Raw genomic sequence first — 19,228 nt, forward strand, 5'->3', positions numbered from 1 at the left:
TTAATTTGTACGTTATAGTGCGTGCCGTCATTAAGGACTGTTGAGTCAAAATCATGTCGCAACCAAAAAGCTGGGAAACCTGGCATCTGCCCACCTTGGATGATGGCAGTAAATTTGTACCCAGTGCCGAGAAAGAAGCCAAAGAGCGCAATAACCAGCCTTCTGAAAACAGCGAGCCGGACGCCGCTGCTGAGGAAACGGCTGAAGAAGCGATCGAATCAGTAGAGCTCGTCTCCGAAGCGGAGTTACATCTGCCGAGTGCCGAAGAGCTGGAACAGATCCGTAAATCGGTAGAACTGGAAGCCTATAGCGAGGGTTTTGAAAAAGGTGAAGCCCACGGTCGTGATAGCGGCCACAAGAGTGCTTACGAAGAGACCAAGACCGAGGTGGAGCAGCAGATTGAGCAGCTGCAAGCCATCGTTAACGCGCTGCAAGAGCCATTGGCCGAGCAGGATCAGGCCATCGAAAAAATATTGCTCGACAGCGTGGTGGCTATTAGCCAGGCGGTTATTGGCCGCGAATTGAGCAGTAATCCTGAACAAATTCTCGAGGTGGTTAAGCAAGCGGTCGCCGCACTTCCCTATGGTGAAAACGCCACCAAAATCTACGTCCACTCCAGCGATCTCGCTTTTTTGCAGAGCTATGCCGCCGAGGCCAGCCATTGGCAGCTTGTGAGTGACGACCAAATTCAGCCCGGTGGCTGCCGGGTCACTACCGCCGACAGCCGGGTAGACGCCACAGTGGAGGCGCGTTTGCAATCGGCACTGGATCAATTTTTGGGCAAACAGTTAGCCGGTGCAGGTGCTACCGCAGAGGCTGATGCACGCGAAAACAGGGATGGAAATTGATGTCTGGCTTTTCCCGTGTCACGCCACTGGAGCGGCTGCGACAGTATCGCCCCGCGCAGCCACCGGAAGTACAACCCATCGCCGAAGGGCGCCTGGTACGAGTTGTGGGGATGACTATCGAAGCGGTTGGCCTGAAGGCCTCGCTTGGCCAGCAGTGCGAAATTTTACTGGATGACGGCAAACGCTTAGAGGCGGAAGTGGTTGGCTTTTCCGACCAGAAAGTGTTCCTCATGCCGATTCAAAATATCGAGGGTCTAAAACCTGGGGCGCGCGTGTTGCCGCTCAGCCACCGTATGGGGCTGCGCGCTGGCGAAGAGCTGCTCGGCCGGGTGATTAATGGCCTGGGGCAGCCGCTGGACGAGCAACCCATGTGGGCCGGCGAAGAGTATGTGCAATTTGCCGCCAAATTGATCAACCCACTTAAGCGTCATCCAATTGAGTTGCCGCTGGATGTGGGGGTGCGGGCGATCAACGCTCTGCTCACCATTGGCCGGGGCCAACGGGTTGGACTTTTTGCCGGCAGTGGTGTCGGCAAGAGTGTGCTGCTCGGCATGATGACCCGCTTCACCGAGGCCGAAGTGGTGGTGGTGGGGTTGATTGGTGAACGTGGCCGGGAGGTCAAAGAGTTTATCGACCACAGCCTGGGTGCCGAAGGCTTGGCCCGTTCGGTGGTGGTCGCCTCGCCCGCCGATGATCCACCGCTGATGCGTCTGCGGGCGTCGCAACTGGCCACCCGCATCGCCGAATATTTTCGCGATAAAGGCAAAAATGTTCTGCTGTTGATGGATTCACTCACCCGCTATGCCCAGGCGCAGCGGGAAATTGGTTTGGCCACGGGTGAACCGCCGGCCACTAAAGGTTATCCGCCCTCGGTTTTCTCTAAGTTGCCGCAGTTAGTGGAGCGGGCAGGTAACGGCGACAACGGTGGTGGCTCGATTACCGCCATCTACACAGTGTTGACCGAAGGTGACGACCTGCAGGATCCCATCGCCGATGCCGCGCGGGCGATTCTGGATGGCCACATTGTGCTGTCCCGGTCGCTGGCGGAGGAGGGGCAATACCCCGCGATTGATGTTGAAGCCTCCATCAGCCGGGTAATGCCGGCCATTGTGGCAAACAGCCAACTGGCCCAGGCGCAGAAGTTTAAACAGCTGTTGGCCCGCTACCGTCAAACCCGCGATCTGATCAACATTGGCGCCTACGCCGCCGGCTCCGATCCCCAAACCGACCAAGCCATTGCCATGCGTGAACCCATGCGCCGCTTTCTTGGCCAGGGTATGCAGGAAGCCGCAGACTATGACTCCTCTCTGGCGTTGCTGGATCAACTGTTTGGCAATAACGCCGCCGATAACGCCAATAATGCCCCCCGGCAGCCAGCCTCCAGCCCATTGAAAGCGGGGCGTTAACCAACCCGGCGCATTGGCGTTTACGGTCTACACTTACAAGAGCAACTCCAATACTTGGTATTTAGTGTTCGCACGGGGCAGTAGAGTCACTGCCGGTGTGCAGTGAACAAGGAACAACATTCAGGCGAATCAAGGCCTTGGGCGAAGGTGATATGAGGCACGATCGAACTCAAAGTTTGCGGTTGGTATTAACCCTGGCAGAGCGGGCAGAGACTGAAGCGGCCAAACAACTGCAGCAACAACGCCAACAGTTACAGGCGCAAAGCAGCCAGTTGCAGCAGTTATCGGATTACAACCAGGAGTACACCTCGCAAATTGGCCAGCTTGGCGCTGTCAATGTTCAGCAGATGGTCGGCCAGCGCAACTTCCTATCGCAACTGCATCAGCTGCTGCACAGCCAGACGCAAACCGTTGATCTCCTCCAGCAGCAGACCGACCGCGCACAAACCCTCTGGTATCAGCGCTACCAGCGCCGCAAAAAGCTGGCTGAGCTTATCGAACAGGTGGAGCGCGAGCAGGATCAGCAACGCAATCAACAGCTGCAAAAAGAGTTGGATGAGATGTCACGCCACCTCTACAGCGAAGGGTTGGTGCACTAGGGCCTGTTAACACTAATTTAGCACCTCTGTTGATCTTGAAATGAGCTCGATCTAGGCGCGAGCCGCGTAGTTTGGTGGGCCCAAATCAGCGGTGAGCAACAACGAGCGAGCTCATTTCAGGCTCAACCCTTCGGGCTGGGGCCAGTTTTTTGCCCAGCGTTGTTGCCAGCCGCTTATGTAGGCTTACTACATGGCACGTCTGGCGCCTAGCTGGACAAAAAACTGACCTTCAGCAGTGGTGCTAAATTAGTGTTAACAGGCCCTAGCAACCGTCCAGTGGTAGCCTTCCACCTGAACGTGTTCAAACAGGTTCGGAGGGTAGGTTATGCATCTCTTTGTTACCGGTGGGTCGGGGCTGATTGGTAGCCACCTGATTGCGTCACGGCCCCAGGACCAAATCACCGTTCTCACCCGTCAACGTGAGCTAAAGCTCAACCATCCCAATTACCAGTTGCTCCACAATCTCGATCATATCCCCAATCTCGATTTTGCCGATGCCGTGGTTAATCTGGCCGGCGAGCCGCTGGTGGGCCGTCGCTGGACGGCGGCCACCCGCACCGCTCTCTGGGATAGCCGGGTGGGGACCACGGCGCGCCTGGTTGAGTTGATGCGTGCCGGTGGCTCACCACCGGCCAGCTTTTTGAGTGGCTCGGCCATTGGTATCTACGGGGATACCGGTAACAGCCAGGTGAGCGAAGAGCAGTTGTTGGAGGAGGACCCAACCGACTTTGCTCAGCAGCTCTGCTTTGCCTGGGAGCAGACAGCCCTGCAGAGCGCTGAACTTACGCGTGTGGTGTTGCTGCGTACCAGTGTGGTACTGGCCCAGTCGGGTGGTGCCTTGGCCAAAATGTTACCGATGTTTCGCTTGGGCTTGGGCGGGCGATTGGGTAGTGGCCGCCAACATTTCTCGTGGATTCATATTCAGGATCTGGTGGCCATACTCAATTGGTTACTCGATAGCAGTCACTGCCGGGGCCCGGTGAATCTGGTAGCTCCCAACCCGGTAACCAACAATCAGTTCACTGCTGCGTTGGCTCGGGCTTGTCACCGGCCAGCTTTGTTGCCGGTACCTGCCTGGTTGCTGCGCTTGGTTCTTGGCCAGGCGAGCCAGTTGCTACTCGATAGCCAGGCTGTGCTACCCAGGGTGCTGTTGCAATACCATTTCCACTTCTCTTTCCCCGAGCTGGATGCCGCTTTGGCGGATTTGCTCAACGATTAATCACCCTAATGATTAAAAGAAAATAATATTAATAATTGCATAACCAATAACTATTAGAAATTTACGAGCCATTGGCGGTAATATAATATTCACATTCGTTTACAAATCCGTAGTGACAAAGAGCAATGGACGCGAGCGCCGGTTTGCCCTACGTCTCAAGGAGTAAGAAGTAGGCCCAGGCAGGTGGAGCGCTGGTGAAATGTTAACCAGTGGGCATTTTTGTTGCTGAGCACAAATCTTTACCCACCAGGCGTGGCCAAAAATTGTGCCTAGTGTCACTATTGGCGCCTTCGGTCAGTTTCTAAGAGGTGCGCCATTGGCGCTTCGGATCTGACTAGCGGGCCAACCCTGGCCTGTAGAGACTTCTTCATACGCTGTGAGCTGTTGAGCCTCGCTCCCCAGTGGCCGGTTATCCGATATATCGGGTCGCTGTCGCCAATGGGGGGAGGTGAGCTTCGCTTTTCACATGAGATAGGTAATATCCCTATCAACCTAATACGGATGTACGGTTAAGTAAGCGGGTGAGCAAGGAGAGAACACAATGGCAATTTCCGCTAAATTGGATAATTCCCACAATAATTTAACCATTAACATCATTGGCCGTTTCGACTTCAGCTCCCATCTCGATTTTCGAAAATCCTACGAGCATTTAAACGCTAGCCCGGAATCCATTGAGGTTAATATGCGCCAGGCCACCTTTGTCGACAGCTCGGCACTGGGTATGTTGCTGCTATTGCGCGACTTCGCCGGGGAGCAACAGGCCAGCGTAAAAATTTCTCACTGCAATAATGAAGTCAGGCAAATCCTGGAGATGGCCAACTTCAGTAATCTCTTCACTATTTGTTAATCCTACCTTTTTTTATCACCCCAATCGCCTTGTATAGCCTGCTTGTCCAGGACTATGCCGAGGGAGCGGAATTGCTTTTCGGCGCGAATTATCGTTTATTGCCATAACCCCCTGGCGGAAATGGGAGTTCCCGTTTCGTCGGCGTGGTTATTAACACAGCTTGACTGCGGCGCTGGCGCGGCTATGGGTGGCTCTGTTGTCACCAACTGCCAGCTATTTTTAGTGCATTGCGGGCGAAATAGCGTACACAACTCCCAGTGCTGGAGGGCAAGCGCTACCCGGCTAAAGCACACGTTACCTAACAGGATGACCATCGGGCGTGGCATGTTAAAGGTGTTGGTTGCAGACGACAGCGAAACCGATCGCTGGCTGATACAGAGGATGTTGCGCGAGCTCGACTGCGAATACTACGCGGTGGCCAGTGGTGAGGCGCTATTGGAGCTCTACAGCGAAGTTAAGCCGGATATAGTCCTGCTCGACGTGCTGATGCCGCACATGGATGGCCTGGAGACGGCCCGGCGGGTTAAGGCGTTGGCGGGCGACTATTTCGTGCCGGTGATCTTTCTCACCAGCCTGCAGGAGTCCGAGTTTATTGAGCAGTGCCTGGATGCCGGCGGTGATGATTTTATCTCCAAGCCGGTCAATTTAAAGATTCTGCGGGCCAAGCTGGCCGCCTTTGGCCGCGTCCAGGCGATGCAAAATAGCTTAGTCGCCCACCGCAACCAGCTGCGCAGCCACCACGACCAGCTGCTCACCGAGCAGTCTGTTGCCAAGTATGTTTACGATGCCATTACCGGCAAGGGCAGCCTGGACTGCGGCACTATCCGTTATCACATGTCCTCCTACGCATTGTTCAACGGCGATGTGCTGCTGGCCAGTATTCGGCCCAACGGCAATCTCATGGTGTTGCTCGGGGATTTTACCGGTCACGGTTTGCCGGCGGCGCTGGGCGCCATGCCTCTGGCCTCATCGTTTTACAGCATGATTGCCACTGGCTTCTCCCAAACCGACATCATCACCGAGCTCAACACCAAGATGCACGCCATGCTGCCGCGCGGTTTCTTCTGCTGTGCGGTGTGTCTGGAGTTGGATTTTAGCCGCCGTCAGCTAAGTGTTTGGAATGGCGGCCTGCCGACGGGCTATTTTATCTCCGACCATGGCCAGCAGTTAACCGAGCTGCCCTCCACGGCACTGCCGCTCGGGGTTGAGGTGGATGATAAGTTCTCCAGCCAGTGCCAGCTCTATGAGTTCAATGAAGATGATCGCCTGGTGCTTTGGACGGACGGTATCTACGATATGCGCAATGCACAGGGGCAGCGCTTTAGTCAGGAGCGGGTGTTAAAACTGATCGATGAAAATCGAGCGAATGGCTTGGATAACCTCTACGACCGCTTGTTGAATGCGGTAGAGCACCACTTGGGCAATGATCGCGCCTCCGATGATCTGTCGCTGGTGGAGGTGTTGACCCAGCCACCGACTGCAGAGTTGGGTAGCAGCCTGCAGGGCGGTAGTGCCAAGGGCCCGCTGGACTGGAAGCTGGAATTTGAGATCAACGCACCCACCTTCCAGTCGCTCGACCCGATACCGGTGCTGATGACCCTGCTATCCCAGGTGCCGGGGCTGGGCAGTAAGGCTACCTCGCTGTTTACGGTGTTGTCGGAGCTTTACAGCAATGCCCTGGACCATGGCTTACTGGGGTTGTCATCACTCGATAAAGACAGCGGCCAGGGGTTTGATGTTTACTACGCTGAGCGCAATCGCCGGTTGCAGGCGCTCGATGCCGGCTACATCCGTTTTCAGCTGCATCTCACCACACACAACCACTCCGGACGTTTGGAGCTGGTGGTTGAGGACAGTGGTCCCGGCTTTGAATTTGGTTCTCCCCGCCCAGAGGTGGAGCAGCTGCTCTATGGCAGAGGAATCGATATGGTGAGGCAGTTTTGCCAGTCATTAACCTATGAGGGACGTGGGAATATTGCCCGGGCTATTTATGTTTGGCCCCTGGATTCCTACTAAACTTAAAATATTCCGGTTATGGGGCTTTGGCTTGCCGTAACCAGAAGCAACTGTTGGCAACAACAGTCGTCTGTCAGTTAGCGATGGTCGTTTACATTCAATACCTGGGCGAATCGCTGCCAGGTGGTACAGGAATCGGTAAATAATGACTTTCCAATATATTGACGAGGCCGCACTCGACGGCCTGCGAGCTATCATGGGCAGTGAACTGGCCGAACTCTATGCAGTTTATAAGCGCGATTCACATACCCGTCTGCTGGAGCTGGAAGCACTGGTGGCAGGGGCTCCCGACGCTGCTGCGCTTAGGCTGGCGGCGCATAGCCTGAAAGGGAGCAGTGGCAACGTGGGAGCCAGCGCACTGGCTGAGTTGTGTTGGCAGTTGGAGAGCATGGCCATGGCCAATAATCTCGAACAGGCGCCGCAGCTGGTGGCCAAAATCAAACAGCTGCATGAATTGATGTTGCCTGAGCTCGAAATTCTCAGTAGCGGTGCGTCTCAGTAAAACACTCTTTACTAACAAGAAGCGCTCACCGTTATCGACATACTCGAAAGACCTCTCTTGCAAAACCGCTAACAGCACTTCCTCGTCCCAGTCATTGGCATCGCCTTTGCTATTTTCCCAATTGTTGCCCCTGCCCGAAGTGACATCGCAACCCGGTTGTGAAGTGATTGAGGCTAACCCCCCGTTAAATAGGGGAGTGGGGCGAGTATAAGTAAAATATGGTATTGCCTCGTCGGCCGGTGATTGCCGCCTGCGGGGAAAGTAACCGGCAAATTGTTGCCCTCGGGAAAGTGAGTTATGACCTCCACCAACTTGTTGTTGCCAACAAACAGTTCTACCAATATTCCAGCCAGTAGCAGCTCGTCGCCGCTAACGGTGAAAGGGGCAAAAATCGCCAGTGTGGGTGACGCGCCGTTAGCCAATGAGGCCGCTGCTGGCGAGCAATTTGCGCAATATTTCGAGCAGGCGGTGGGCCAGCCCGATTCTGCGCCTCCCCTAGGCCCGGCGACCTTGTCGGGATTGCAAATGCACAGCCAATTAAAGCTAATGGCCGATAGTGAGCCGGGCACGGAAGATCAGGCTGAAATACTGCCGGAGGCGGCTCTGATTTCGGTGTTGTTTGCTGCCAGCGACGTGAAACCAGCGCCGACCGGCGGTGAGGTGGGTGTTGATCTGACCAATGTTGCCCCCTCCGCAGAGCTGCCCGAACAAGCGCTGTTGGTACCGCTGGCGACGGCTGATGTGGATGCTGCTGCGGCTCTGTCCACCACCAGTACGACGAGCGCGGGGCAGGTTACCACGGATCCTGCAGCCATTGGCGTGCTGACCCCGCTCACTGACGAGCAATCGGTTACCAGACCGAGTGGCCTGCAACTTGGTTCACAGTGGCAGACCAGCGCGCAAGCCGTACCCGCCACCGCTGCGACAGCTCCTGCGGCCGTCGCACAGGAGCAACCGTCCTCACTGCAGCCAATGACGGCCGGAGTTTTAGGCGATAGCGCCGCCAAGTCTTTGCCCGGTGCCGAGAATCTGAATCTGCCGTCGTTCGATAAATTACTGGACGTGGCGGTTACTGCCAGCAACAACGCCGGTGCCGATACCAGCAGCCCGGTGCCGGATGGCCCTGTACCGGCCAACCCCTTATCGGCGCTGGAATCCAGGCTATCGGTAAGCACGCTCAACCAGTTGGCCACCACCCAAACCGTGGGCGCGGCCGGTTGGGGCGATGAGGTGGCCGAGAAGGTGTTGTGGATGGCGAGCCAGGGGCTAAGCGAGGCGGAGATTCATCTCGACCCGCCGGAACTGGGGCCACTGCGGGCCCACGTCACCATTCATAATGATCAGGCCCAGGTGGTGTTTAACAGCCACTCAGCACAGGTGCGGGACGCCCTGGATCAGTCGGCCGCGCGCCTGCGGGAGATGTTTGCCGGTGAGGGGCTGAATCTGGTTGATGTCGGTGTTTCCGATCACTCCTTTGCTGAAAATTCCGATCAGCCTCAGCATGAAGAGTCGGATGCGCCTGCAGCAGAAGTGGTTAGTCTGGAGGCCACTCCACTGCAAACCAGCAAAGCGATTAGCCAATATCTGGTTGATCAGTACGTTTGACCTCTCCCGGGCCACCCCGGCAGGTCGGTCTGCCGTGGGTAGTCAAATTCTTGGCAATTGTTATCCGCCGAGTGGCCGAACGCTTGGTAAAAATATCTAGCAAAAGTACGCCAGCCATTTCGGCCCTTGCTGCACCGCCATTTGTTCAGGGCGGCCCGACTTTATCGCCCACTAAGAGCGAGCAACGCGCAAACAGCTGTTTTTAAGTAGTTTGTGTAATTAACTTGCCCCACCGTCAACGACCATCTCTTATTTAACACCCCATCCGGCGCACCGCCCGGCTTACCGCTCAGTGGTCAAAAAAAACCACTGGCATAGCTATTGCTCAACTGGTTACACAGGAAAAAATATTGCGTAAAACGACGAGTTTTTGACATGGCTGAAGACGATCAAGCAGAGGGTGGCGGCAAAGGTAAAATGCTGCTGCTGGTTATTATTGGATTACTGCTCGTGCTGATCTCTGTGGGTGGTACGGTGGGGGTGTTGATGCTCTTCAAAGAGGAGCCGGAGATGGCCGCCACCGATGAGATGGACGCAGGCGAGATGCCGGCGGAAGAGGAGGTGAAACTGCCCGCGATCTATTTCCCACTTAAGCCACCACTGTTATTGACCTATAGCGATCGCGGCCGTCAACGCTACGCGCAAATTGATCTGACACTGATGACCCGCTCGGAAGCGGTGGTGAAAGAGGTGGAGCTGCACAGCTCACGTATTCGCAACGATCTGATTATGGCCTTCAGCGGCCTTGAGTTTAACGAGGTGCAAACCGCGGAAGGCAAAGAGCTGATGCGTCAGCAGGCGCTGGACAGGGTTCAGCAAATTTTACAAGAAGAGATGGGTGAGCCTGGCGTAGAGCAGGTGTTGTTTACCAATCTGGTGATGCAATAGTTTCTTAGAGGGCACAGCATTGCAGGATTTACTGTCACAAGACGAGATCGATGCCCTTTTACACGGGGTCGATGAGGGCGACATAGAGGTCGAATCCGACGGCGAGCCGGGCTCGGCCAAAACCTATGATTTAACCAGCCAGGATCGCATCGTTCGTGGGCGTATGCCGACGCTGGAGATGATCAACGAGCGCTTCGCCCGCTACACCCGCATCAGTATGTTTAATCTGTTGCGGCGCACCGCCGATGTTTCGGTTGGTGGTGTACAGATTCAGAAGTTTGGTGAGTATGTGCACACCTTGTATGTGCCGACCAGTTTAAACATGGTTAAGTTTCGACCATTGCGCGGTACCGCGTTAATTATTCTCGACGCCAAACTGGTTTTTAAACTGGTGGATAATTTTTTTGGTGGCGATGGTCGCCACGCAAAAATCGAAGGCCGGGAATTTACCCCCACCGAGCTGCGTGTGGTACAGATGGTTCTACAACAGGCCTTTGTTGATTTAACGGAAGCCTGGAAAGCGGTGCTGCCGCTGGAGTTTGAATTTATCAACTCCGAAGTTAACCCATCGATGGCCAATATTGTCAGCCCCAGTGAAGTGGTGGTGGTGAGTACTTTCCACATTGAACTGGATGGTGGTGGTGGCGAACTGCACATCACCATTCCCTACTCCACCATCGAACCCATTCGGGAGATGTTGGATGCCGGCTTGCAGAGCGACAGTGATGAACGGGACGAGCGCTGGATTACCGCGCTGCGAGAGGATGTGATGGAAGCGGTGGTGGATCTGGAGTGTGAGATCGTTAATACGGAAGTCACGCTGCGCGATATTGTCGGCCTGAAAACGGGCGATGTTATTCCCATTGATATGCCGCCTCACCACATCATTACCGCCAACAGAGTGCCGATGTTCCGATCGATGCTGGGTCAGCATGAAGGCAACCTGGCTCTGAAAATTTTGAATTTTGTTGAGCGACCAAAACACGCGGAAAAAAGCACTCTCCCGCAGTTGGTGACCATGAAGAAAAAGATCGAATCAGACAGTAACGGTGATAGTCATGAGTGATATTGACGATAAAGAGTTGGATGGCGATAACGTGGATCAGGATGCGATGGCGGATGAGTGGGCAGCAGCTATGGCCGAGCAGGAGGTCAGCGATGCCTCGGCCGGTGGTGCGGAGTCAATAAATCTGGACGAGTTCAGCAAACCGGATGACGCCGGCCCGGCACTGGCCACGGATATCGATGTCATCTTGGATATTCCGGTTACCATCTCCATGCAGGTGGGCAGTACCTCAATCAGTATCCGCAACCTGTTGCAGTTGAATCAGGGGTCGGTAATTGAGCTGGATCGTCTTGCCGGTGAGCCTTTGGATGTGCTGGTGAACGGGACCTTAATTGCGCACGGAGAAGTGGTGGTGGTGAACGAGAAATTCGGCATCCGTATGACCGATGTCATCAGCCCCAGTGAACGGATCAAACGCTTGCGATAAGCCTGGCTTACTGGATTCGAACGCCATTCGTGTGTAACCCCCCACAATTGATAAGAACTAACGTGAAAGAAATTATCGCACTCTGTTTGAAAGCCCGAGACCGCTGCAGCCTGGGGCTGGTTGGCTTGCTGGCGAGTCAAGTGGCCACTGCCCAATCCACTCTGCCCGATGTTTCCGGTGGTCAATACGCCGTTAAAATGGTGCTCGGCTTGGCCGTGACCCTGGGCTTGATTTTCGCCCTGGCCTGGCTTTTAAAGCGCGTTAATGGTCTGGCGGGCTTTTCTCAACAAAAACTGATTCGGGTTACCAGTCAAACCGCCATTGGTATGAAAGAAAAACTGGTAATTGTTGAAGTGGCTAATCGCCATCTGCTATTGGGGCTTACCCCGAACAACATCTCTCTGCTGCATACCTTTGCTGAAGGTGAACTGGAGCAGGCCAGCCAGGTAGAGGCCAACAGCGACACAAAATTGCCCAAGGCTGATGGTCCGCTCACTTTTCAACAGATCTTCAGCAAGTTTTCCGATCGGGGCCGTCAGTAATGCTGTTTGGCCACTATTTTTCTGCAGGCAAGTTGTTGAACCGGGTAGGGCGTTTAACCATCTCCGTTGGTTGCCGCTTGGCGTTGCTGCTATTGCTAGGCAGTGCGCTACATGTCGAAGCGCAATCTGCCACTACCTTGGACGAAGCTGAATCGACACTGGCGGCAGCGGCAGAAAACCGCAGCGCCACCTTGCCCCTTGAAAATCTGCCCGGTATGACGGCCATGACCGTGACCACCAAGGCCGATGGCAGCCAGGAGTATTCGGTAACGCTGCAAATTCTAGCCATTATGACGGCGCTGACGTTTATCCCAGCGATCGTTATGATGATGACCTCGTTCACCCGAATAATTATTGTTTTTTCCATTCTTCGGCAGGCGTTGGGCTTGCAGCAGTCGCCCTCCAATCAGATTTTAATTGGTCTGTCGCTCTTTCTAACGCTGTTTATCATGTCGCCGGTGTTTATCAAAATTAATGAGGTGGCTTTAACCCCCTACCTGAATGAGACGATAACCGCGCCCGAAGCGCTGGCCAACGCCAAACAACCCATCCACCAATTTATGCTGGCGCAAACCCGCGAAACTGACATTAAGTTGTTTATGGATATCGGCAACTATGAAGCGGTTAACACGCCGGAAGAGGTGCCCTTTGTCGTGTTGGTGCCGGCCTTTGTCACCAGCGAATTAAAAACCGCCTTTCAGATTGGCTTTATTATTTTTATTCCCTTCTTGGTGATCGATATTGTGGTCGCCTCGGTTTTAATGGCCATGGGTATGATGATGCTGTCGCCGCTCATTATCTCGTTGCCATTTAAGATAATGTTGTTTGTGTTGGTGGATGGCTGGGCGCTGGTAATTGGCAGCCTGGCGGCCAGCTTTAAGGTATAGGTAACCGCTTATGACTCCCGAAGTAGTGATGGACCTGTTCGCAGGCGCCTTTTTGCTCACGGTAATGATGGTGGCGGTTATCGTTGGCCCGAGCCTGGTGGTGGGCTTGATTGTCAGTATGTTCCAGGCGGCAACACAGATTAACGAGCAGACCCTGAGCTTTCTGCCGCGTTTAATCATTACCTTGTTTACCATTATGCTGGCGGGCGGTTGGTTGATGACCAAATTGATGGACCTGTTTACCACCTTGATTACCGAAATTCCCAATCTGATAGGCTAGCCTGTGTGGCAATTGACTGATGTTCAGATCTCACAAATGCTGGGTCAGTATTTGTGGCCGTTGATCAGAATTTCCGCCTTTATTGTTGCGGTACCTATCTTTGGCGCTCAGGTAATGCCGGCACGTATTCGCCTGGTGCTGGCTATCCCGCTCACTATTTTGGTGGCTCCACTGCTGCCGACCATGCCCGATGTGGAGATGTTATCGCTACCGGGGATGATTATTACCGTTCAGCAATTTATTTTTGGCGCCGCCCTCGGCTTTATCTTCCAGTTGTTAATGCAACTTTTTGTGGTGGGTGGCCAGGCGATCGCCATGAACATGGGCTTGGGCTTCGCCTCCATGAACGACCCGGCCAACGGCGTTACAGTTACCGTGTTGTCGCAGTTCTATCTGACCATGGCCATCCTGCTTTTTTTAAGCATGAATGGTCACCTCATTCTTATTGAACTGATTGTGCGCAGCTTTTATGCCTGGCCGGTGGGCGGGGCGATCTTCTCCGGTGAGCAGTGGCTGGAGTTTGCCCGCCTCGGCAGTTGGGTCTTTGCCGGTGCCCTGGTAATGGCGTTGCCGATTATTACCGCGCTGCTGGTGGTCAACCTGGCCTTTGGTGTAATGAGCCGTTCGGCGCCTCAGATGAACGTATTTGCCGTGGGTTTTCCCATTACCCTGGTGTTTGGCATGGTGATTATCTGGTTTGGGCTGGTTAATTTTCTGCCGCAATTTGAGTTACGCAGTAACCAGTTATTCGAATTTGTTGAGAGCTTTATCGGACTCTAACGGCCATGGCGGAAAACGACAGCAGTCAGGAAAGAACGGAACAGCCCACACCCAAGCGCCTGGAGAAGGCGCGGGAAGAGGGGCAGGTTCCCAGGTCGCGCGAGTTGACCACCACCGCACTGTTGTTGGGGGCGACGGTGACGCTCTATTTTCTGGGCAGTGATCTGACCCAAGGTTTTATGCAGATCTTCACTCAGAATCTCGAATTTGATCGCAGTCGGGCCTTTGATACCAGCCACATGATTATGAACCTCTCGGCCAGCATCTTTGCTGGCCTCTGGTTGTTGGTGCCTTTTTTCCTGGTGCTGTTGGTGTTATCGATTGTTGGGCCTATCGCCCTGGGTGGTTGGTTGTTCAGTTCCAAATCGATGATGCCAAAATTTGAGCGCTTAAATCCCATGTCCGGGCTTAAGCGGATGTTTTCGGTCAAGGCGTTGGTGGAGTTGGGTAAGGCGCTGGGTAAGGTGGCGATCATTTTGGTTGCGGCCATTTTGCTTCTGAAAAGCGAGCAGGCCGATATCATCGGGCTCTCGGATGAGAGTACCCGCCAGGCGCTGGTGCACTCGGTAAAAATGATTGCTATGTCGGCTATTCTGCTGTCGGCCACCACGGTGATTATTGCGGCTCTGGATATCCCCTTCCAAATGTGGGACACCAATCGTCAATTGAAAATGTCTCGCCAGGAAATTAAAGACGAGATGAAAGACTCCGAAGGTAAACCGGAAGTCAAGGGTCGTATTCGCCAACTGCAACGCGATCTGGCTAACAGCCGTATGATGGCGGCCGTGCCTGAGGCGGATGTCATTATCACCAACCCCACGCACTACTCGGTGGCGCTAAAATATGACCCGCAAACCATGTCCACACCGCGGGTGGTGGCCAAAGGGGTGGACCATATCGCGCTGAAAATCCGGGAGATAGCCCAGGCTCATCAGGTAGAGGTGGTGCAGGCTCCGGCGCTGGCGCGGGCGGTTTACCACACCACGGATCTGGACAGCGAAATTCCCTCTGGCCTCTACATGGCCGTGGCGCAAGTACTGGCCTATATCTTCCAGTTGCGGCAGTACCGTCGCGGTAAGGGCGCCCGTCCGAAATTGCCGAAACGTTACCCCATTCCGGATTACTATCAGTTTGATCAATAGCGAATTGCGGGTCGATTACTGATTAATTGATCGTTAACTGTTCGTTAATTGATCAGCTGCTCTCCCTGGGTTGCTGCACCGCACCGGCTTTCAATAAAAAAAATTAAAAGCATGTCTGGTCGGTACGCAAATTGCGATATCTCTCATTACCACATCGTCAGCGTCAAAAAATTGATGTTTTCGTAATGGCCCTGCGCCAAGAGTCAGAATAACCGCGGCTCAGCAGGTTGGAGTGAATGGCAATTAACAGGATCAGTTAGGGCATCATGCAATTTCCTTCCCTTGGCCAGATGAATAATCTGCGCAATACCAAACTCGACCGCAGTCAGGTGGTGGGTGGCCTACGCACAATTTTTAATGGCAACCTGAGTATTCCCATTCTGCTGTTGATGCTGTTGGGCATGATGACGCTGCCTTTGCCGGCGTTTCTGCTGGATGTCTTCTTCTCCTTTAATATTGCGCTTTCGATCGTTGTCCTGCTGGTGGGCGTCTACAGTTTGCGGCCACTGGAATTTGCTGTATTCCCCACCATCCTGTTGATCGCCACACTCTTGCGCCTGGCTTTGAATGTGGCCTCCACCCGTGTGGTGCTGCTGGAAGGGCACGCCGGTGGTGATGCCGCCGGTAAGGTGATCCAGGCTTTTGGTGAAGTGGTGATTGGCGGTAACTATGCCGTTGGTCTGGTGGTATTTATCATTCTGATGATCATCAACTTTGTGGTGGTTACCAAAGGTGCCGGCCGTATCTCCGAAGTGAGTGCCCGATTCACCTTGGATGCCATGCCCGGTAAGCAGATGGCGATCGACGCCGACCTCAATGCCGGCTTAATTAATCAGGATGAGGCGCGTCTGCGCCGGGAAGAGGTGGCCAGTGAGGCGGACTTCTACGGGGCGATGGATGGTGCCAGTAAATTTGTGCGCGGCGATGCCGTCGCCGGGATTCTGATTCTGTTTCTCAATATTATCGGCGGCCTGGCCATCGGTATGATTCAACACCAATTGACCTTCGCCGATGCCCTGCAGCGTTACATCCTGCTTACCATCGGTGATGGCCTGGTAGCACAAATTCCGTCACTGCTGCTCTCCACCGCCGCCGCGATTATGGTTACCCGGGTCAACAGCACGGAAGATATGCGCAGCCAGGTGGTCAACCAAATGTTTGACTCGCCCAAGGCGCTGGGCGTATCGGCCGGAATTTTACTGTTAATGGGCAGTATTCCCGGCATGCCGCATGTCGCCTTTTTGGGGTTGGGCAGTGTCTGTGGTGGCCTGGCCTATCTTATCCATCGCCGTAAAACCGCCGTTGTTGAAGTTAGTGCTGCCGAAGATCCGGGCCGGCGGCGGGGGGCAGTGCCGGCAGCGCTGCCCGGTGCCACCGCCGGTGGCGAAATTATTGAGGCCAAACCCGAGCAGGTGGAGTTGAGCTGGGACGACGTGCAGCCGGTCGACATGATTGGTCTGGAGGTGGGCTACCGTTTAATTCCCCTGGTCAATAAACCCCAGGGCGGTGAGCTGTTGGGGCGGATTAAAGGGATTCGCAAGCGCATCTCCCAGGAGAAGGGGTTTTTGGTTCCCAGTGTGCATATCCGCGATAACCTCGACTTGGCGCCATCGGCCTACCGGATTTTATTAATGGGTGTCAGTGTTGGTGAAGGTGAAGTCTTCCCCGATCGCGATTTGGCCATTAACCCCGGCCAGGTGCTGGGTGAGATTGATGGCGTGGCTGGTTTTGATCCCGCCTTTGGTCTGCCGGCGGTGTGGATTGAACGCAACCGTAAAGATCAGGCGCAGTCGTTGGGTTACACGGTGGTCGATACCAGTACGGTAATCGCGACTCACCTTAACCAGGTTTTGCAGAAACATATTTATGAATTGATTGGCCACGAAGAGATTCAAAAACTGTTGGATCAGCTGGCCAAGTCTTCACCAAAACTGGTGGCGGAACTGGTGCCCGATAAATTATCGATTAACTCGGTACTGAAAGTTTGCCAAAACCTGCTGAAAGAGCATATCGGCATTCGCGATTTCCGTTCCATCTGCGAGGCCTTGCTGGCCGCCTCGGAAAATACCGTGGATACCGAGCAGTTAACCGCCGCGGCCCGGGTCGCACTCTCCCGACAAATTGTGTACGGACTGGCGAAAGGAAAAGATCCGCTGCCTGTGTTAACGCTGCAACCGGATTTGGAACAGCTATTGCTTAAAGCCCATGCACAGGCACAAAAATCTGGCGCTGATGAGACGGGATTCCTGGAGCCAGGCTTGATAGATGCCATGCAGAACTCCATGCGGGAACTAATTCAACGGCAAGAAATTGCCAATAAACCGGCAGTTCTATTGGTAGCAGGCAATATTCGCCGGCTGATTGGAAAGATGGTTCGGGCAATGGGGTTGGATGCCAGCGTTCTGGCTTATGCAGAGATACCAGAAAGCAAGGCAATTAATGTTGATGGGGCGGTATCCGGTAGTCGAGCGCCGGCCTAAATAGAATGATGGATTGGAGAGTTTTCGGAGCTTAGTTTATGCAAATAAAACGCTATAAAGCTGCAGACATGCGACGCGCGTTGGAGTTAGTGCGTACCGATTTAGGCGATGATGCCGTGATCTTGTCCAGCTCTAAAAATGGCAAGGGTGTCGAAATTTTGGCAACCAGCGACGACTGTCAACAGTGGTTAAAGCCGGAGAACAAACCAGAACCCCTGCCGGAAGATAAGGTCACCAGTGCCTTTGCCAAATACGAATTGGCGGCCGAACAGGAGAGCCTGGCGATGGAGAGCGACCCCACTGTCGAAGGTGGTGACGATGCGCTGGTCTCTATCTCCGGTCAAAAAGCTATCTCCGGTCAAAAAAACAGCGCCGAACAGAAAAAAGATCCGCGTGCGGATGTCTCCTATTTGGCCCAGCAGCTGGAAAAACTGAATATCTCCTTCCCCGGTCGAGCGGCGCCGCGTGCGGAAAAACCCATGCGCTCGGTGCCGACCACCGCCACTCAAGCCGCAGCTTCGCAGGCCGTGGCCGAATCGATTGAGCTGGTGAGCAAGCCCAATACGCCAATGGCTGAAACCAGCGCAAGCGAGCCGGATAACCGCTTTGCCCGCACTCACAGTATGGCCCAGGAGGCCCACCAGCAGCGCCAGATCGATCTGCTGCAAACCGAACTCAGCGACATGCGCGAGTTACTGGAGCTACAACTGCAACAGTCGCAATTCGCCAATTTGAAAGGACCGCAGCTGGCCGCAGACCGTCGCCTGGAGTTGATGGGTTTTGGCAATCAATTCCGTACTCTATTTCACCGGCAGTGCGATCTTTCCCTGGAAAAGCAGCAGGAGAACGCCTGGCGCACCACCATCAGTTATTTGAGCAGCCAGATTAAAACGCTCAACTGCGATCTGATTAAATCCGGTGGCCAGCTGGCGTTTGTTGGCCCCACCGGTGCCGGCAAAACCACAACCATTGCCAAGCTGGCGACCCGCTATGTTTTAGCGGAGGGGCGCGAGTCGGTGGCACTGGTCACCCTCGACAACGAGCGCTTGGGCTCTCAAGGACAGCTGCGCAGCCTGGCCAACATTCTGCAAATTCCGCTGCGTACCGTGGTGCGGGCGGAAGATCTGCCACAGACGCTGGCGAGTCTCGATTACTGCCGCCTGGTGTTGATTGATACTCCGGGGGTAAATGCCGAGGGTATGCAGCAGGATCCCTTCCTGCAGCAGCTGTTTGCCTTGCCGAGTGTGAGCAAGTTACTGGTGTTGGCCTGCAATGCGCAAAGCCGCTTTCAACGCAATCTACTGGATTCGGTGGCCGAGCAGGCTGTGCGTGCCCTGGTGCTCACCAAGCTGGATGAGACCGACTGCCTGGGGGAAACCCTGGATGCGGTGGTTGCCAGTCAGCTGCCGGTAGCCTACACCACCGACGGCCAGAATATCCCCGACGACATAGCCGTAGCCAAGGCCCACCACCTGATCAGCCGTTCGGTGGCGGCGTTACAGCAGAGCCGCAAACCTGGTCGGGTAGGGGCGGGCATTAGTGCCCGGCGGCAGAGTGCATAAGCCAGTGCTAATTGACGATTCGCAAACGGTTACTTTTTCAGCGGCGTTGGTAGAGATTGCGGTCGCACACTGCCAAGGTGCGGCTAAACTTTTAGGAATAACTAATTTACAGGGCCTGAGTAACCGAGCGCG

At 54.6% G+C, this 19,228-nt stretch carries 18 protein-coding genes; all 18 read left to right on the top strand.

What is annotated here, in order from left to right:
* Positions 1–53 precede the first annotated feature (53 nt).
* The 18 genes from SBL51_RS14260 (at position 54) to flhF (ending at position 19,096) form a co-directional block, all read left to right on the top strand.
* Complete coding sequence (locus SBL51_RS14260; RefSeq protein ID WP_317931682.1) at positions 54–848, top strand: flagellar assembly protein FliH; 795 nt, start codon at positions 54–56, stop codon at positions 846–848.
* Positions 848–2,254, top strand: a complete 1,407-nt coding sequence (gene fliI / locus SBL51_RS14265; protein ID WP_317931683.1) for a flagellar protein export ATPase FliI — start codon at positions 848–850, stop codon at positions 2,252–2,254. The genes SBL51_RS14260 and fliI overlap by 1 nt, the downstream gene beginning before the upstream one ends.
* 152 nt (positions 2,255–2,406) lie before the next feature.
* Positions 2,407–2,853, top strand: a complete 447-nt coding sequence (gene fliJ / locus SBL51_RS14270) for a flagellar export protein FliJ (protein ID WP_317931684.1) — start codon at positions 2,407–2,409, stop codon at positions 2,851–2,853.
* 325 nt (positions 2,854–3,178) lie between these two features.
* The gene (locus SBL51_RS14275; RefSeq protein WP_317931685.1) at positions 3,179–4,072 is read left to right on the top strand and encodes a TIGR01777 family oxidoreductase; all 894 of its coding nucleotides are present in this window, start codon (positions 3,179–3,181) and stop codon (positions 4,070–4,072) included.
* 541 nt (positions 4,073–4,613) lie between these two features.
* A complete protein-coding gene (locus SBL51_RS14280; protein ID WP_317931686.1) occupies positions 4,614–4,919 on the top strand; it encodes an STAS domain-containing protein in 306 nt (101 codons plus the stop codon).
* 306 nt (positions 4,920–5,225) lie between these two features.
* Positions 5,226–6,935: a fused response regulator/phosphatase gene (locus SBL51_RS14285; protein WP_317931687.1), complete on the top strand. Its 1,710-nt coding sequence runs from the start codon at positions 5,226–5,228 to the stop codon at positions 6,933–6,935.
* Between the two features lie 145 nt (positions 6,936–7,080).
* A complete protein-coding gene (locus tag SBL51_RS14290) occupies positions 7,081–7,437 on the top strand; it encodes an Hpt domain-containing protein (protein WP_317931688.1) in 357 nt (118 codons plus the stop codon).
* A 297-nt stretch (positions 7,438–7,734) separates the two neighbouring features.
* On the top strand, positions 7,735–9,042 hold the full coding sequence (locus SBL51_RS14295; protein ID WP_317931689.1) for a flagellar hook-length control protein FliK: 1,308 nt from the start codon (positions 7,735–7,737) through the stop codon (positions 9,040–9,042).
* 375 nt (positions 9,043–9,417) lie between these two features.
* Positions 9,418–9,930, top strand: coding sequence for a flagellar basal body-associated FliL family protein (locus tag SBL51_RS14300; protein ID WP_317931690.1), 513 nt, complete (start codon positions 9,418–9,420; stop codon positions 9,928–9,930).
* 19 nt (positions 9,931–9,949) lie between these two features.
* Positions 9,950–10,996 (top strand): flagellar motor switch protein FliM, encoded by a 1,047-nt coding sequence (gene fliM / locus SBL51_RS14305; protein WP_317931691.1) that lies wholly within the window; start codon positions 9,950–9,952, stop codon positions 10,994–10,996.
* The gene (gene fliN / locus SBL51_RS14310) at positions 10,989–11,423 is read left to right on the top strand and encodes a flagellar motor switch protein FliN (protein ID WP_317931692.1); all 435 of its coding nucleotides are present in this window, start codon (positions 10,989–10,991) and stop codon (positions 11,421–11,423) included. Before fliM ends, fliN begins: the two co-directional genes overlap by 8 nt.
* A 62-nt stretch (positions 11,424–11,485) precedes the next feature.
* On the top strand, positions 11,486–11,965 hold the full coding sequence (gene fliO, locus SBL51_RS14315; RefSeq protein ID WP_317931694.1) for a flagellar biosynthetic protein FliO: 480 nt from the start codon (positions 11,486–11,488) through the stop codon (positions 11,963–11,965).
* 215 nt (positions 11,966–12,180) lie between these two features.
* A complete protein-coding gene (gene fliP / locus SBL51_RS14320; RefSeq protein ID WP_317931775.1) occupies positions 12,181–12,852 on the top strand; it encodes a flagellar type III secretion system pore protein FliP in 672 nt (223 codons plus the stop codon).
* A 10-nt stretch (positions 12,853–12,862) separates the two neighbouring features.
* On the top strand, positions 12,863–13,132 hold the full coding sequence (gene fliQ / locus SBL51_RS14325) for a flagellar biosynthesis protein FliQ (protein ID WP_317931695.1): 270 nt from the start codon (positions 12,863–12,865) through the stop codon (positions 13,130–13,132).
* Between the two features lie 36 nt (positions 13,133–13,168).
* Positions 13,169–13,912: a flagellar biosynthetic protein FliR gene (gene fliR, locus SBL51_RS14330; protein ID WP_317931696.1), complete on the top strand. Its 744-nt coding sequence runs from the start codon at positions 13,169–13,171 to the stop codon at positions 13,910–13,912.
* A 5-nt stretch (positions 13,913–13,917) separates the two neighbouring features.
* Positions 13,918–15,054, top strand: coding sequence for a flagellar biosynthesis protein FlhB (flhB, locus tag SBL51_RS14335; RefSeq protein ID WP_317931697.1), 1,137 nt, complete (start codon positions 13,918–13,920; stop codon positions 15,052–15,054).
* 266 nt (positions 15,055–15,320) lie between these two features.
* Positions 15,321–17,534 carry a flagellar biosynthesis protein FlhA gene (flhA, locus tag SBL51_RS14340; RefSeq protein WP_317931698.1) on the top strand — a complete coding sequence of 738 codons (2,214 nt, stop codon included), beginning with the start codon at positions 15,321–15,323 and terminating at the stop codon, positions 17,532–17,534.
* A 38-nt stretch (positions 17,535–17,572) separates the two neighbouring features.
* Positions 17,573–19,096, top strand: a complete 1,524-nt coding sequence (flhF, locus tag SBL51_RS14345; protein ID WP_317931699.1) for a flagellar biosynthesis protein FlhF — start codon at positions 17,573–17,575, stop codon at positions 19,094–19,096.
* Positions 19,097–19,228 lie beyond the last annotated feature (132 nt).

This window comes from Halioxenophilus sp. WMMB6 (genome assembly GCF_033283405.1).
In the GTDB taxonomy this organism is placed as follows: Bacteria; Pseudomonadota; Gammaproteobacteria; order Pseudomonadales; family Cellvibrionaceae; genus Halioxenophilus.

What these genes read in the sequence shown, in the direction of transcription:
- SBL51_RS14260 (WP_317931682.1), top strand. Translation starts at nt 54, where the DNA reads ATGTCGCAACCAAAAAGCTGGGAAACCTGGCATCTGCCCACCTTGGAT.
- fliI (WP_317931683.1), top strand. Translation starts at nt 848, where the DNA reads ATGTCTGGCTTTTCCCGTGTCACGCCACTGGAGCGGCTGCGACAGTAT.
- fliJ (WP_317931684.1), top strand. Translation starts at nt 2,407, where the DNA reads ATGAGGCACGATCGAACTCAAAGTTTGCGGTTGGTATTAACCCTGGCA.
- SBL51_RS14275 (WP_317931685.1), top strand. Translation starts at nt 3,179, where the DNA reads ATGCATCTCTTTGTTACCGGTGGGTCGGGGCTGATTGGTAGCCACCTG.
- SBL51_RS14280 (WP_317931686.1), top strand. Translation starts at nt 4,614, where the DNA reads ATGGCAATTTCCGCTAAATTGGATAATTCCCACAATAATTTAACCATT.
- SBL51_RS14285 (WP_317931687.1), top strand. Translation starts at nt 5,226, where the DNA reads ATGACCATCGGGCGTGGCATGTTAAAGGTGTTGGTTGCAGACGACAGC.
- SBL51_RS14290 (WP_317931688.1), top strand. Translation starts at nt 7,081, where the DNA reads ATGACTTTCCAATATATTGACGAGGCCGCACTCGACGGCCTGCGAGCT.
- SBL51_RS14295 (WP_317931689.1), top strand. Translation starts at nt 7,735, where the DNA reads ATGACCTCCACCAACTTGTTGTTGCCAACAAACAGTTCTACCAATATT.
- SBL51_RS14300 (WP_317931690.1), top strand. Translation starts at nt 9,418, where the DNA reads ATGGCTGAAGACGATCAAGCAGAGGGTGGCGGCAAAGGTAAAATGCTG.
- fliN (WP_317931692.1), top strand. Translation starts at nt 10,989, where the DNA reads ATGAGTGATATTGACGATAAAGAGTTGGATGGCGATAACGTGGATCAG.
- fliP (WP_317931775.1), top strand. Translation starts at nt 12,181, where the DNA reads ATGACGGCCATGACCGTGACCACCAAGGCCGATGGCAGCCAGGAGTAT.
- fliQ (WP_317931695.1), top strand. Translation starts at nt 12,863, where the DNA reads ATGACTCCCGAAGTAGTGATGGACCTGTTCGCAGGCGCCTTTTTGCTC.
- fliR (WP_317931696.1), top strand. Translation starts at nt 13,169, where the DNA reads ATGCTGGGTCAGTATTTGTGGCCGTTGATCAGAATTTCCGCCTTTATT.
- flhB (WP_317931697.1), top strand. Translation starts at nt 13,918, where the DNA reads ATGGCGGAAAACGACAGCAGTCAGGAAAGAACGGAACAGCCCACACCC.
- flhA (WP_317931698.1), top strand. Translation starts at nt 15,321, where the DNA reads ATGCAATTTCCTTCCCTTGGCCAGATGAATAATCTGCGCAATACCAAA.
- flhF (WP_317931699.1), top strand. Translation starts at nt 17,573, where the DNA reads ATGCAAATAAAACGCTATAAAGCTGCAGACATGCGACGCGCGTTGGAG.